Origin of the sequence: Streptomyces sp. NPDC051684 (assembly GCF_044453445.1) — a bacterium.
In the GTDB taxonomy this organism is placed as follows: Bacteria; Actinomycetota; Actinomycetes; order Streptomycetales; family Streptomycetaceae; genus Streptomyces.
Genome location: NZ_JBITCS010000013.1, coordinates 35238 through 48112, shown reverse-complemented (window position 1 = coordinate 48112; position 12875 = coordinate 35238). Strand labels below are relative to the sequence as shown.

Below are 12875 nucleotides of genomic sequence, written 5' to 3'. Positions count from 1 at the left end.
GCGCCCATGACAGCGACCGAGGCACCGCTCCCGGCCTTCCCGCCCGGTTTCCTGTGGGGCGTCTCCACATCGGCCCACCAGATCGAGGGCGCCGTCGACGGGCGCGCACCCTCGGTCTGGGACGCGTTCGGCGCCGAGCCCGGCCGGATCAAGGGCGGTTCGACGGCCGAGGTGGCCTGCGACCACGTGGCCCGCTACCGGGAGGACGTGGCGCTCGTCCGTGACCTGGGCGTGGACGCGTACCGCTTCTCCGTCTCGTGGCCCCGGGTGCTCGCACCGGGCGGCCTGGACTTCTATGACCGGCTCGTCGACGAGCTGTGCGCGCAGGGCGTGCGCCCCGTCCCCACGCTCTTCCACTGGGACCTGCCGCTGGCCCTCCAGGAGGCGGGCGGCTGGCTGGAGCGGGACACGGCGTCCCGCTTCGCCGAGTACGCGGCGACGGTCGCGGCCCGGCTCGGCGACCGCGTCGGCAAGTGGATCACCCTCAACGAACCCGCGGAGCACACCCTGCTCGGGCACGCGCTCGGCGAGCACGCCCCCGGCAAGAAGCTGCTCTTCGACGCGCTGCCGGTGGCCCACCACCAGCTCCTCGCCCACGGCCTCGCGGCGCGGGCGCTGCGCGCGGCGGGCGCCCGCGACATCGGGATCGCCAACTCGCACGGCCCGACCTGGCCCGCCTCCGCCGACCCGGCCGACACCGGGGCCGCCGACCTGTACGACATCATCCTCAACCGGCTCTTCTCCGACCCGCTGCTGCTCGGCCGGTACCCGGACGGGTTCGGGGAGCTGATGCCCACGCAGGACCTGGCCGCCGACCTGAAGGTGATCTCCGAGGACACCCTCGACTGGTACGGGATCAACTTCTACCAACCGACGAAGGTGGGCGCGCCCGGCCCCGAGGACGTGGAGTTCTCCGGCCTCACCCTCCCCGCCGAACTCCCCTTCTCCGTAAGGAGGATCGAGGGGCACCCGACGACGGACTTCGACTGGCCGGTGGTGCCCGACGCGCTCACCGAGCTCCTCGTGGGCTTTCGCGAGCGCTACGGCGACCGGCTGCCACCGCTCGTGATCACCGAGAACGGCTGCGCGTACGAGGGGCTCGACGACCAGGAGCGGATCACGTACCTGGACGGCCACATCCGCGCCCTGCACCGCGCGCTCACGGCCGGTGTCGATGTGCGCGGCTACTTCGTCTGGTCGCTGCTCGACAACTTCGAGTGGGCGGAGGGGTACACGAAGCGCTTCGGTCTCGTGCACGTCGACTACGCGACCCAGAAGCGCACCCCCAAGGCGTCGTACGGCTGGTTGCAAAGCGCGCTGCGGGCATGACGGACCTCGCCCTTCAGGAACCGGGCGAACGGGTCGGACGCGGCTGGACGGCGGCGCTCTCGCTGGCCAACGGGGCGATCTGGGTCGGCTGGTACGGGCCGCTGCAGATCCTGCTCGCCCGGCAGTCCGAACACTTCGCGCCGGGCGCGGGCCTGTCCAAGGAGTCGCTGCTCGCGTGGGTGACGGGCGTCGGCGCGGTGGTGTCCCTGGCGGCGAACCCGCTCTTCGGCGCCCTCTCGGACCGCACGGTGTCGCGGTACGGGCGGCGCACGCCGTGGATCGTGGCGGGCGCGGCGGGCGGGGCGCTCTCGCTGCTGCTGCTCGGGGGCGCGGGCGCGGTGTGGGTGCTCTTCGCGGGCTGGTGCCTGGTGCAGCTGGCCCTGAACGCGGCGTTCGCGGCGGTCACGGCGGCCGTCCCCGACCGGGTGCCGCGGCGGCAGCGGGGCGCGGTGGGCGGCTGGCTGGGGGCCGCGCAGATCCTCGGCGTCGTCGTCGGCACGGGGCTCGCGACGGTGGCGGGCGGGGTCGGCGCCGGGTACGTGGCGTGCGCCGCCTTCACGCTCCTCGGCGTGGCGCCGTACGTGCTGCGCCACCGGGATCTGCGGCTCGCGCAGGCCGACCGTCCGGCGTGGTCGTGGCGCCGGTTCGCTGCGGGGTTCTGGCTGAGCCCGCGCCGCTACCCGGACCTCGGCTGGGCGTGGCTGACCCGCTTCCTGATCAACCTGGGAAACGCGCTGGTCCTGCTCTACCTCTACTACTACCTGCGCGACCGGCTGCACCTCGACGACCCGGACTCGGGGGTGCTGATCCTGACCGCGGTGAACGGGGTGACGCTGCTTGCCACCGTCGTCGTGGGCGGTGCCTGGTCGGACCGGGTGGGGCGGCGCAAGCCGTTCGTGCTGTGGTCGGGCGTGCTGATGGCGGCGGCGACCGGGATGCTCGCCGGCTGGCAGACCTGGCCCGGCGCGATCGTCGCCGCCGCCGTCCTCGGCGTCGGCTTCGGCGTGTTCACCTCGGTCGACTTCGCGCTGATGACCGACGTCCTGCCGAAGGCGCTCGACCGCGGCAAGGACCTCGGTGTCATCAACATCGCCAACTCCCTCCCCCAGGTCGCCGCCCCGGCGCTGGCCGCGCCGCTGGTGAACCAGCTGGGCGGGTACCGGGTGCTGTATCTGGTGGCGGCGGGGGTGGGGCTGGCGGGGGCACTGCTGGTGCGGCGGATCAGAGGCGTGGCGTAACGCCCATGGCGCCTACATCACCCCGGCGTCCCTGGCCGTCCACACAGACGGGAAGATCGGCCGGAAGCCCAGCTCGTGCCGGATGCGGCCCGTCGACATCACCCCGTGCCACGGGTCCGGGGTCTCCTTCTCGTACACCTCCGGGGGCACCGGAAGCCCGGCCAGCTGGAAGATGTCGACCGTCGTCACGGGGGCGTCGTCGGCGATGTCGTAGACGCCGGACGCCCCGGCCGCGTACAGCAGGCGGCTCAGGCCCTGCGCCACGTCGGCGTGATGGCCCATGTGCAGGCGCTGCATCGCGGGCCAGTTCGGCGCCCACTCAAGGACGTTGTCCAGGTGCGGGTCGCCTTCGCCGTACACGAAGGGCAGCCGGCCGATCCGCAGGTCGTCGAGGCCCTCCATGGCGCCCAGCGCCCGCTCGGCCTCCCACTTCGACTGCGGGTAGGCGCCCCACAGGTGCCCGCCCGGCCGCGTTCCGTCGTCCTCGACCAGCGGCCTGCCGCGCCCGGCGCCGTACACGAGACCCGTGCTGACCTGCACGAACCTCCGCACTCCCGAGGCGACCGCGGCGCGGCCCAGTTCGATCGCGGCGTCCCGGTTGACCGCCTGCGCCTCCTCGTCCGGCACCCCGCGGAAGGCCGCGGCGACGTTGACCACCGAGTCCACCCCCGTGGTCGCCTTGCCCAGCGCCTCCGCGTCCCGCAGATCGCCGACGATCACCTCCGCGCCCAGCTCGGCGAACCGTTCGCCGCGCGCCGCGTCCCGTACGAGCACCCGCACCCGGTCGCCCTGCGGCGCGCCCTGCAGCAGTCGCGGCACGAACCGCCGTCCGACCTGCCCCGTCGCACCCGTCACCAGTGTCAGCATGGCCGCCTCCTCGTCTTCGTAGCCATGCCTGAAGCCTGTGGCAGCGGCGGGCGCGGCGGGAGAGACGCGCTTGTCCAGGGAGCGCCACTCCCTGGCTGCGCACTGGTTCCGGGACCGGTACCGCGCGATCCTGAAGAGGTGAACCGAGCCGAACTCGCCGACTTCCTGCGCCGCTGCCGCACCCGCCTGAGCCCGTCCGACGTCGGCATGACCACGGGCCCGCGGCGCCGCACGCCGGGCCTGCGCCGCGAGGAGGTGGCGCAGCTCGCCGGGATGTCCGCGGACTACTACACGCGGCTCGAACAGCGCCGCGGCTCGCACCCCTCGCGGCAGATGCTGACGGCGCTCGCCCGCGCGCTGCGGCTCACCGACGCGGAGCGCGACCACCTGTTCCATCTGGCGGGCGAGGAGCCGCCGCGGCCCGGGATCTCATCGGAGCACGTCAGCCCGGGCCTGCTGCTGATCCTGGACCGGCTGTACGACCTGCCGGCGTCGGTGATGAGCGACTGGGGCACGGTGCTCGCGCAGAACCCGATGTCGGTGGCGCTCACCGGGGAGCACGTCGGGGAGAACATGGTGCGCCGCTGGTTCGCGGAGCCGGAGTGCCGCGCTCTGTTCCCGCCGGAGGCGCACGAGCCGCACGCCCGCTCCCATGTGGCGAATCTGCGCGCGGTCACGGCGGCCCGGCCCGACGACCCGGGCCCGGCTGCGCTCGTGACAGAACTGCGCGCCGGGTCGAAGGAGTTCGAGGCGATGTGGCGCAGGCACGACGTGGTGGTGAACCGCCCGTCACCGAAGCGCTTCGTGCACGCCGTGGTCGGCGTCCTCGATCTCGACTGCGAGGTGCTGACGGGCGACGGCCACAGCCAGCAGCTCGTCGTGCACTCGGCGCGGCCGGGCACGGAGACGTACGAACGCCTGGAGCTGCTGCGGGTGATCGGCCTCCAGGACCTGACGCCCGCCGAGGGCTAGGGCCTGTCGTTTGGATCAGGCCCTAGAAGCCGAGCTTGCGGAGCTGGCGCGGGTCGCGCTGCCAGTCCTTGGCGACCTTGACGTGCAGGTCCAGGTAGACCGGCGTGCCGAGGAGCGCCTCGATCTGCTTGCGGGACTTGATGCCGACGTCCTTGAGGCGCTTGCCCTTCGGGCCGATGATGATGCCCTTCTGGCTGGGCCGCTCGATGTAGACGAAGGCGTGGATGTCGAGGAGCGGCTTGTCCTTGGGCCGGTCCTCGCGCGGCAGCATCTCCTCCACCACGACGGCGATGGAGTGCGGCAGTTCGTCGCGGACGCCCTCAAGGGCGGCCTCGCGGATCAGCTCCGCGACCATGACCTGCTCGGGCTCGTCCGTGAGGTCGCCCTCGGGGTAGAGCATCGGCCCTTCGGGCAGCATCGGGATCAGCAGATCGGCCAGCAGGTCCACCTGCTTCTCACCGACCGCCGAGACCGGCACGATCTCCGCCCACTCGATGCCCAGCTCCCTGCCGAGCTGGTCGATCGCGATGAGCTGCTCGGCGAGCGCCTTGCTGTCGACGAGGTCCGTCTTGGTGACGATGGCGACCTTCGGCGTCTTCTTGATCGACGCGAGTTCCTTGGCGATGAACTTGTCACCGGGGCCGAGCTTCTGGTCGGCGGGCAGACAGAAGCCGATCACGTCGACCTCGGCCCACGTGGTGCGCACCACGTCGTTGAGGCGCTCGCCGAGGAGGGTGCGCGGCTTGTGCAGGCCGGGGGTGTCCACCAGGATCAGCTGCGCGTCGTCGCGGTGCACGATGCCGCGCACCGTGTGCCGCGTGGTCTGCGGCTGGTCGGCGGTGATGGCCACCTTCTTGCCGACCAGAGCGTTCGTGAGGGTGGACTTGCCCGCGTTGGGGCGGCCGACGAAGCAGGCGAAGCCGGCGCGGTGCGCGGGCTCCGAGGAATTCGACGACTGGGACTGCTGGGTACGAGCGCTCATGGCGCCCATTGTCCCCGATGACGGGGGTGCCGCAGCACAGTGAGGCCCCGGTAACCGCCCGGCAACAAGAAACACGGCGGAAACCCGCGAGTGCCGTTCCGGAAACGCGGACCCATGACGCTGATCCGCATGCCTGCCACGACCGTGCCCCTGGCCGCCCCCGCACTCGACACCGGCGACACCGCCTGGCTGCTCGCCGCCACCGCGCTCGTGCTGCTCATGACACCGGGGCTCGCCCTGTTCTACGGCGGCATGGTCCGCACGAAGAGCGTCCTCAACATGCTGATGATGAGCATCGTGTCGATCGCCCTCGTGACGGTGGTGTGGCTGGTCGCGGGCTACTCGCTGGCCTTCGGCGACGACGCCTTCGCGGGCCTGATCGGCGGCCTGGAGCACGCGGGCATGGTCGGCATCGGCCCGTCGGACATCACGGGCACGGTCCCCACCTTCCTCTTCACGACCTTCCAGCTGACCTTCGCGATCCTCACCGCGGCACTGATCAGCGGGGCGGTCGCGGACCGTACGAAGTTCGGGGCGTGGCTGGTCTTCGTACCGGTGTGGGCGCTGCTCGTATACGTTCCCGTGGCGCACTGGGTGTGGGGGCCCGGCGGCTGGATCTCGACGCACCTGGGCGCGCTGGACTTCGCGGGCGGGCTGGTCGTGGAGATCGCCTCGGGCGCGTCCGGTCTGGCCCTGTGCCTCGTCCTCGGCCCGCGCATCGGCTTCAAGAAGGACGCGATGCGCCCGCACAACCTGCCGATGGTGATCATGGGCGCGGGCCTGCTGTGGTTCGGCTGGCTGGGCTTCAACGGCGGCTCGGCGCTCGGCGCGAACGGGGTAGCCGCGGCGTCCCTCTTCAACACCCTGATCGCGGGCTGCACGGGCCTGCTGGGCTGGCTCTTCGTCGAGCAGCGGCGGGACGGGCACCCGACGACGTTCGGCGCGGCCTCGGGCGCGGTGGCCGGACTGGTCGCGATCACCCCGTCCTGCGGGGTCGTCGGCGTGCCGGGCGCGGCCGTCGTCGGGCTCGCGGCCGGTGTCGTCTGCTCGTACGCCGTCGCCTGGAAGCTGCGTTTCCACTACGACGACTCCCTCGACGTCGTCGGCGTGCACTTCATCGGCGGCGTGGTGGGCACGGTCCTCATCGGTCTGTTCGCGACGTCCGCGATGACCGGCTCCGCGGCCAAGGAGGGCCTGTTCTACGGCGGCGGGTTCGGGCAGCTCGGCAAGCAGCTGCTCGCCGTGCTGGTGGTCGCGGTCTACACGTTCCTCGTCACGTACGGGATCGGGAAGGCCATCGACCGGCTGCTGGGCTTCCGGGCCGAGGCCGAGCACGAGCTGACCGGGCTCGACCAGACGGCGCACGCGGAGAGTGCGTACGATCACGGCGTCCTGAGTGCCGCCCCCGTCGCCCGAAAGGTCGCGCCATGAAGCTGATCACCGCGGTCGTGAAGCCGTTCCGCCTCGACGAGGTCAAGACCGCGCTGCGCGAGCTGGGCGTGGACGGCCTGACCGTGACCGAGGCGAGCGGCTACGGCCGGCAGCGCGGGCACACCGAGGTGTACCGGGGGGCCGAGTACCAGGTCGACCTGGTGCCGAAGGCGCGTATCGAGGTCGTCGTCGAGGACGCGGACCTCGAACCCGCGATGGACGCGATTGTGCGGGCCGCACGGACCGGGAAGATCGGTGACGGGAAGGTGTGGGCGGTGCCGGTGGAGGCAGTGGTCCGCGTCCGCACCGGCGAACGCGGACCGGACGCGGTCTGACCTCGTTTTGTTTTTCAAGCCCCTGCGGCGCTTGATATTGCCCGACTCGGTCAGAGACCCGCCTGCGGGCCGCAGACCGGCCAGGCGGACGGGCCCTGGTCGGCGAGGACCTTGTTGGCGACGGTCATCTGCTCCTGCGGAGTGGCCTGGTGCGCAGCGGACGCGTACTGCGTGCCGCCGTACGCCGCCCACGTCGACGGCGTGAACTGCAGGCCGCCCGAGAACCCGTTCCCCGTGTTCGCGGCCCAGTTGCCACTGGCCTCGCACTGGGCGACGGACTGCCACTGGGACGCAGACGCCCCGGTGGCCGCCGAGGCGCTGCCGGTGCCCGCGAGCACCAGCATTCCGCTGGCGCCGGCCAGCACCGCGGCGGTGCCGAGGCGACGGGTACGGGACATACGGGCGGCGGGACGACGAAGCGCGGCGGAGAACACGAAGCAGAACCTTTGTTTGGGGACGTGGTGGGTCGCCCGGTGCGGCGGCCGGTCGGTCGGCTGCCGCAGCGGGCGACCTCTCCACCGTGGGCCACGCCGAGCCCCCGTCCCAGGGGCCGCCCGGCCCGCCGGCCCACCCTTCGGTCCCCGCCCAGGACCCCGCTCCGCCGGGACCTGCGGCCCGGGTCGTCGGTCCCGGCGGCCGCTCCCCGGGCCTCCGCGCCCGCACGCACGAAGCCCGCCGCACCGGGCCCTCGGGCCCGGGTGAACGGCGGGCGTGAGCGTGCTCACAAAAACCTGCTGGGTACGGGAGTTCAGCCGGCGTGCAGCGTCTCCTTCACGGCGCCGTCGCCCCCGGCCAGGAACACCGGCGTACCGGCCCCGCCCAGGTCACGTACGGCGGCGAGGTCCTCGGCCGTGAGCTCGTCGGACGCGGAGACCACGGCCGCCGCCTCCAGGGACTGCGCGCCGGACGCCACCGCCATGGCGACGGCCGTCCGCAGCGCGCTCAGCTTCAGGGAGTCGAGGGCGACGGTGCCCGCGACGTAGGTGCGCCCCGTCTCGTCACGCACAGCCGCGCCCTCGGGCACACCGTTGCGGGCCCGCGTGGAACGGGCCAGGGTGACGATCTTGCGGTCCTCGGGGCCGAGGTCGGTGCTCTCAGTCATGGGGTGAGCATAAGGAAGGGGTTCGGGTTCACCCCGCGACGGGGTACATCGCCCCGCGCCGCCCCTCAGCCGAGACCAGCCACTCCAGCTTTGCGGCGGTGTCCGCCTCGGCCAGCGGATTGTGCAGCACGACGGTCAGGTCGGGCCGCGCGGGAATCTTCATGGCGGTCGACTCCAGGACCAGCAGCCCGGCCACGGGATGCGTGAGCTCCTTGCGGACCTGCCCCTGCGCCTTGATGTCGCGGCGCTCCCACAGCTCCACGAACTCCGGGCTCACCGCTTTCAGTTCGGCGACGACCTCCTGGAACCCCTCGTCGTCCGGGCACTCCGAACAGGCGGCGCGGAACTGGGCGACGACCGTCGCCGCGTTCTGCTCCCAACTCTCGCTGCGGGCGCGGTAGAGGGAGTCGGTGAAGAAGTCGATGACGCAGTTCTGCCGGTTCTCCGGACGCATCGCGAGGACGATCGCCGCCGCGTCGTTGTACATCACGCAGTTGTAGTACGCGTCCATGATGTGCGCGGGGAACGGCATCCAGGCGTCGATGAGCCGCTGCAACCCGTCGCACATCTGCTGATCGCCCGGATCCACCTCGTACGCGGGCGGGTTGAGCCCGGCGAGCACGTACAGATGCCGACGCTCGGAACTGCTCATCCTCAGAACCCGCGCCACGGAGTCGAGCACCTGCGGCGACACCGAGATGTCCCTGCCCTGCTCCAGCCACTGGTACCAGGAGGCACCGACCCCGGCGAGCACGGCGACCTCCTCGCGGCGCAGACCCGGCGTACGCCTGCGGGCGCCGCCGTCGGGCAGGCCCGCCTCGGTGGGTGAGACCCGCGCCCGCCGGCTCATCAGGAACTCCCGCAACTCGCCGAGCCGGTGCTTCTTGAGCGCTGCGCTCTCGGCCACGTACGACTCCCCCCGTTGTCTGGTGGTGCGACCACCAGCATAAGTTCCCACTCTCCACGGATATTCCGGTCGTACGAGGCTCTTGGCCATGGCGATCGACACCGCAACCTCCACGGCTCCCCTGCCCCAACCACCCACCGCACCCCGCCTCTCGGGCCGCGCCAAACTCGTCCTCTTCGTGCTCTGCGCCGCCCAGTTCATGGTGGCGCTCGACTTCTCCGTGCTGAACGTGGCGCTGCCGGTTCTCGGTCCCGACCTCGGCATGAGCACCTCCGCGCTGCAATGGGCGGTCACCGCCTTCGCCCTGCCCTCCGGCGGCTTCCTGCTCCTGTTCGGCCGGATCGGCGACCTGTACGGACGGCGCCGGATCTTCCTGACCGGACTCGCCCTGTTCGGCGCGGCCTCGCTGCTCGCGACGTTCGCCTGGGACCCGGCATCCTTCCTCGCGGGCCGCGCGTTGCAGGGCGTGGGCGCGGCGGCGATCGTACCGACCGGCATGTCGCTGCTGACCACGACGTTCCCCGAGGGCCCGCAGCGCGACCGCGCCCTCGGCATCTCCGGGACGCTGCTCTCCCTCGGCTTCACCATCGGCATGGTGCTCGGCGGCGTCCTGACGGACACGCTCGGCTGGCGCTCCACGATGGGCCTGCTGACGGTCTTCGCGCTGATCGTCCTCGCACTCGCCCCCGGACTGCTGCGCGAGTCCCGCACCCCGGACCAGCCGCGCCTCGACGTGCCCGGCGCCGTCACCGTCACCGGCGGTCTGCTCGCCCTGATCTACGCCCTGTCCACGGCGGCGGAGGTCGGCTTCGGCCGCGCCGACGTCCTCGTCACGCTGCTCGCGGGCCTCGCCCTGCTCACCGCGTTCGGCCGCATCGAGTCCCGCAGCGCCCAGCCGCTGGTGTCCCTGCCGATGCTGCGCCGCCGCACCATCGCATGGGGCAACGTGGGCGGCCTGATCACGTTCTCGATGATGACGACGGTCGTCTTCGTCCTGACCCTCTACCTCCAGGACGTGCTGCACCTGTCGGCCTTCCGCACCGGCCTCGTCTTCGGCGTCCAGGGCGGCCTGTCGGCGGTCGCGGGCGCCTACGTCCCGAAGGTCGTCGGCCGCTTCGGCGCCCGCCGCACCCTCGTCGGCTCGCTCGTCGGGCAGGGCGTGCTCGTCGCCGCGCTCCTGGGCATCGGCACCGGCGGCGCCTCCGTGTGGCTCGCGACGGCCGCCGTCTCGCTGGCCAGCATGTGCCACCTCGGCGCGATCATCTCGTACGGCCTCACCGTCACCTCCGGCGTCCCGAACGCGGAGCAGGGCCTCGCCACCGGCCTGGTCACCTCCACCCAGCAGGTCGGCATGACCGTCGGCATCCCGCTCCTCGGCGTCCTCGCGACGACGTCCACGGACCTGCTGACCGGGGTGCGCACCGTGATCGCCCTGGACGCGGCGCTCGTGCTGGTGGCGGCGGCGCTGGTGGCCATCGGACTGCGGACCCGACGCGCCTAGGGCTTGTCGTTTGGATCAGGCCCCGCGAGCCCGGCCTGATCCAAACGACAGGCCCTAGCGCCGCCGCGCCCTACGGCCTGTCGAGCCGCAGCCGCTCCGCCTTCGGCAGACCCGCCACCACGAGGTCGTACGAGTCCTCGACGAGCTCCTTGACGATCCGGTCGGGGAGCTCGTCGGGGCGGTCCACGGTCACCGTGTTCCAGTGCCGCTTGTTCATGTGCCAGCCGGGCACGACGACGCCCTCGTGCTCGGCACGCAGCCGCACCGCGTCATCGGGATCGCACTTCAGGTTGACGGTCAGCGGCCGCGCGTCGAGATGCGTGAGCGCGAACATCTTCCCGAGCACCTTGAACACCGAGATCTCAGGACTGAACGGGAAGTCCTCCACCGCCGCGTTGAACGACAGGCAGAACGCGCGCAGCTCCTGTGGTGTCACTTCTCCCACTCCCCCGTCGGCTCGGCGAGCACGGTCACGATCTTGTTCCGGCGGCCCGCCGCGGCCTCCGCGGTCAGCCGCAGCTCCCGCCCGTCGGGCAGCGCGACGACGGACGAGGCCCCCGCGATCGGGACCCGGCCGAGGGCCTTGGCCAGCAGCCCGCCCACCGTCTCCACGTCCTCGTCGTCGAACTCCTCGATGCCGTACAGCTCACCGAGATCACCGATGTCGAGGCGGGACGTCACCCGGAACCGCTCGTCGCCCAGCTCCTCCACGGAGGACACCTCGCGGTCGTACTCGTCGGTGATCTCGCCGACGATCTCCTCCAGGATGTCCTCGATGGTGACGATGCCCGCCGTGCCGCCGTACTCGTCGATCACGACGGCGACATGCGTGCGCAACTGCTGCATCTCGCGCAGCAGATCGCCCGCGTTCTTGGTGTCCGGCACGAAGGTCGCGGGCCGCATGGCGGTGGACACCAGCTCGGCCTCGGCGTCCCGATTGATGTGCGTCTTGCGCGACAGGTCCTTCAGATAGACGACTCCGACGACGTCGTCCTCGCTCTCCCCGACCACCGGAATACGGGAGAAGCCGGACCTGAGGGCGAGCGTGAGCGCCTGCCGGATCGTCTTGTACCGCTCGATGACGACCAGGTCGGTGCGCGGCACCATCACCTCCCGCACGAGGGTGTCGCCCAGCTCGAAGACGGAGTGCACCATGCGGCGCTCCTCGTCCTCGATGAGGGACTCCTTCTCGGCGAGGTCGACCAGCGCCCGCAGCTCCGCCTCCGAGGCGAAGGGGCCGCGCCGGAAACCCTTGCCGGGCGTGAGCGCGTTACCGATGAGGATCAGCAGCGGCGGGATCGGCCCCATGATGCGGGCCAGCGGCAGCAGCACGTACGCCGCCGCCGTCGCGGTGTTCAGCGGGTGCTGCCGGCCGATGGTGCGCGGCGACACCCCCACGGCCACGTACGACACCAGCACCATCACGCCGATGGCGACGAGCAGCGCCTGCCACGTCTGACGGAACTCCTCCAGGCACGCGTACGTGACGAGCGCGGCCGCGGCCATCTCGCAGGCCACGCGCACCAGCAGCGCCACGTTCAGATAGCGCGTCGGGTCCGCGGCCACCTGCGACAGCTTGGCACTGCCGCGCCGCCCGGAGCGGACGGCCTCCTCGGCGCGGAAGCTCGACACCCGCGCGAGACCGGCCTCCGCGCAGGCGGCGAGCCAGGCGATCACGACCAGCGCGACGGCCCCGGCGATCAGCGAGAAACTCATGACACGGTCGGCGCCGGCGACGGCCCCGTCAGTCCCTTCTCCGCACGCCAGCCGTCGACGATGCCCGCCTGGAGACCGAACATCTCGGCCTTCTCGTCGGGCTCCTCGTGGTCGTACCCGAGCAGGTGCAGCACCCCGTGCACGGTGAGGAGCTGGAGCTCCTCGTTCATGGAGTGCTGCGTGGGCGCGTCCTCACCCTGCTTCTTGGCGACCTCCGGGCACAGCACGATGTCGCCGAGCAGGCCCTGCGGGGCCTCCTCCTCGTCCTTCATCGGCGGCCGCAGCTCGTCCATCGGGAACGACATGACGTCCGTCGGCCCCGGCAGGTCCATCCACTGCACGTGCAGCTGCTCCATGGCGTCGGCGTCCACGACGATCACGGACAGCTCGGACAGGGGGTGGATCCGCATCCGGCCGAGCGCGTAGCGGGCGATGTCGAGGATCGCCTGCTCGTCGACCTCGGTTCCGGACTCGTTGTTGACGTCGATCGACATG

The 12875-nt window shown here is 71.8% G+C and carries 14 protein-coding genes; 6 read left to right on the top strand and 8 right to left on the bottom strand.

What is annotated here, in order from left to right; translation table 11 throughout:
- Nucleotides 1-6: 6 nt before the first annotated feature.
- Nucleotides 7-1329, top strand: a complete 1323-nt coding sequence (locus tag ACIA8D_RS17460) for a GH1 family beta-glucosidase (RefSeq protein WP_399232981.1) — start codon at nt 7-9, stop codon at nt 1327-1329.
- Nucleotides 1326-2567 carry an MFS transporter gene (locus ACIA8D_RS17455; protein ID WP_399232980.1) on the top strand — a complete coding sequence of 414 codons (1242 nt, stop codon included), beginning with the start codon at nt 1326-1328 and terminating at the stop codon, nt 2565-2567. The genes ACIA8D_RS17460 and ACIA8D_RS17455 overlap by 4 nt, the downstream gene beginning before the upstream one ends.
- Nucleotides 2568-2579: 12 nt before the next feature.
- On the opposite strand, the gene ACIA8D_RS17450 is transcribed toward ACIA8D_RS17455, so the two are convergent.
- Nucleotides 2580-3434, bottom strand: coding sequence for an NAD-dependent epimerase/dehydratase family protein (locus ACIA8D_RS17450; protein WP_399232978.1), 855 nt, complete (start codon nt 3432-3434; stop codon nt 2580-2582).
- A 138-nt stretch (nt 3435-3572) separates the two neighbouring features.
- Between ACIA8D_RS17450 and ACIA8D_RS17445 the strand changes: the two genes are divergently transcribed.
- Nucleotides 3573-4406, top strand: a complete 834-nt coding sequence (locus ACIA8D_RS17445) for a helix-turn-helix transcriptional regulator (RefSeq protein ID WP_399232976.1) — start codon at nt 3573-3575, stop codon at nt 4404-4406.
- 22 nt (nt 4407-4428) lie between these two features.
- On the opposite strand, the gene era is transcribed toward ACIA8D_RS17445, so the two are convergent.
- The gene (gene era / locus ACIA8D_RS17440; RefSeq protein WP_399232974.1) at nt 4429-5397 is read right to left on the bottom strand and encodes a GTPase Era; all 969 of its coding nucleotides are present in this window, start codon (nt 5395-5397) and stop codon (nt 4429-4431) included.
- Nucleotides 5398-5517: 120 nt separating this feature from the next.
- Here era and ACIA8D_RS17435 point away from each other — a divergent pair, with 120 nt between their 5' ends.
- Together ACIA8D_RS17435 and ACIA8D_RS17430 are read left to right on the top strand one after the other, a co-directional pair.
- Nucleotides 5518-6819 (top strand): ammonium transporter, encoded by a 1302-nt coding sequence (locus ACIA8D_RS17435; protein WP_399232972.1) that lies wholly within the window; start codon nt 5518-5520, stop codon nt 6817-6819.
- A complete protein-coding gene (locus ACIA8D_RS17430; protein WP_399232970.1) occupies nt 6816-7154 on the top strand; it encodes a P-II family nitrogen regulator in 339 nt (112 codons plus the stop codon). The genes ACIA8D_RS17435 and ACIA8D_RS17430 overlap by 4 nt, the downstream gene beginning before the upstream one ends.
- 50 nt (nt 7155-7204) lie before the next feature.
- On the opposite strand, the gene ACIA8D_RS17425 is transcribed toward ACIA8D_RS17430, so the two are convergent.
- From ACIA8D_RS17425 to ACIA8D_RS17415, 3 genes are all read right to left on the bottom strand, one after another.
- Nucleotides 7205-7552: a transglycosylase family protein gene (locus tag ACIA8D_RS17425; protein ID WP_399232969.1), complete on the bottom strand. Its 348-nt coding sequence runs from the start codon at nt 7550-7552 to the stop codon at nt 7205-7207.
- Nucleotides 7553-7902: 350 nt separating this feature from the next.
- Nucleotides 7903-8256, bottom strand: a complete 354-nt coding sequence (locus tag ACIA8D_RS17420; RefSeq protein ID WP_399232967.1) for a cytidine deaminase — start codon at nt 8254-8256, stop codon at nt 7903-7905.
- Between the two features lie 28 nt (nt 8257-8284).
- Nucleotides 8285-9106 (bottom strand): helix-turn-helix transcriptional regulator, encoded by an 822-nt coding sequence (locus ACIA8D_RS17415; RefSeq protein ID WP_399233245.1) that lies wholly within the window; start codon nt 9104-9106, stop codon nt 8285-8287.
- A 145-nt stretch (nt 9107-9251) separates the two neighbouring features.
- Between ACIA8D_RS17415 and ACIA8D_RS17410 the strand changes: the two genes are divergently transcribed.
- On the top strand, nt 9252-10664 hold the full coding sequence (locus tag ACIA8D_RS17410; RefSeq protein WP_399232965.1) for an MFS transporter: 1413 nt from the start codon (nt 9252-9254) through the stop codon (nt 10662-10664).
- A 70-nt stretch (nt 10665-10734) separates the two neighbouring features.
- Here ACIA8D_RS17410 and ACIA8D_RS17405 read toward each other — a convergent pair whose 3' ends face one another.
- From ACIA8D_RS17405 to ybeY, 3 genes are read right to left on the bottom strand one after another with little or no spacing between them, the layout of a single operon-like run.
- The gene (locus ACIA8D_RS17405) at nt 10735-11100 is read right to left on the bottom strand and encodes an MmcQ/YjbR family DNA-binding protein (RefSeq protein WP_399232963.1); all 366 of its coding nucleotides are present in this window, start codon (nt 11098-11100) and stop codon (nt 10735-10737) included.
- On the bottom strand, nt 11097-12380 hold the full coding sequence (locus ACIA8D_RS17400) for a hemolysin family protein (protein WP_399232962.1): 1284 nt from the start codon (nt 12378-12380) through the stop codon (nt 11097-11099). Before ACIA8D_RS17400 ends, ACIA8D_RS17405 begins: the two co-directional genes overlap by 4 nt.
- On the bottom strand, nt 12377-12874 hold the full coding sequence (gene ybeY, locus ACIA8D_RS17395; RefSeq protein WP_385756994.1) for an rRNA maturation RNase YbeY: 498 nt from the start codon (nt 12872-12874) through the stop codon (nt 12377-12379). The genes ACIA8D_RS17400 and ybeY overlap by 4 nt, the downstream gene beginning before the upstream one ends.
- Nucleotide 12875: the final 1 nt, after the last annotated feature.

Coding starts and splice junctions, on each gene's coding strand:
- ACIA8D_RS17420 (WP_399232967.1), bottom strand. CDS start 8,256: ATGACTGAGAGCACCGACCTCGGCCCCGAGGACCGCAAGATCGTCACC.
- ACIA8D_RS17435 (WP_399232972.1), top strand. CDS start 5,518: ATGCCTGCCACGACCGTGCCCCTGGCCGCCCCCGCACTCGACACCGGC.
- ACIA8D_RS17430 (WP_399232970.1), top strand. CDS start 6,816: ATGAAGCTGATCACCGCGGTCGTGAAGCCGTTCCGCCTCGACGAGGTC.
- ACIA8D_RS17425 (WP_399232969.1), bottom strand. CDS start 7,552: ATGTCCCGTACCCGTCGCCTCGGCACCGCCGCGGTGCTGGCCGGCGCC.
- ACIA8D_RS17460 (WP_399232981.1), top strand. CDS start 7: ATGACAGCGACCGAGGCACCGCTCCCGGCCTTCCCGCCCGGTTTCCTG.
- ybeY (WP_385756994.1), bottom strand. CDS start 12,874: ATGTCGATCGACGTCAACAACGAGTCCGGAACCGAGGTCGACGAGCAG.
- ACIA8D_RS17415 (WP_399233245.1), bottom strand. CDS start 9,106: ATGAGCCGGCGGGCGCGGGTCTCACCCACCGAGGCGGGCCTGCCCGAC.
- ACIA8D_RS17450 (WP_399232978.1), bottom strand. CDS start 3,434: ATGCTGACACTGGTGACGGGTGCGACGGGGCAGGTCGGACGGCGGTTC.
- ACIA8D_RS17455 (WP_399232980.1), top strand. CDS start 1,326: ATGACGGACCTCGCCCTTCAGGAACCGGGCGAACGGGTCGGACGCGGC.
- era (WP_399232974.1), bottom strand. CDS start 5,397: ATGGGCGCCATGAGCGCTCGTACCCAGCAGTCCCAGTCGTCGAATTCC.
- ACIA8D_RS17400 (WP_399232962.1), bottom strand. CDS start 12,380: ATGAGTTTCTCGCTGATCGCCGGGGCCGTCGCGCTGGTCGTGATCGCC.
- ACIA8D_RS17410 (WP_399232965.1), top strand. CDS start 9,252: ATGGCGATCGACACCGCAACCTCCACGGCTCCCCTGCCCCAACCACCC.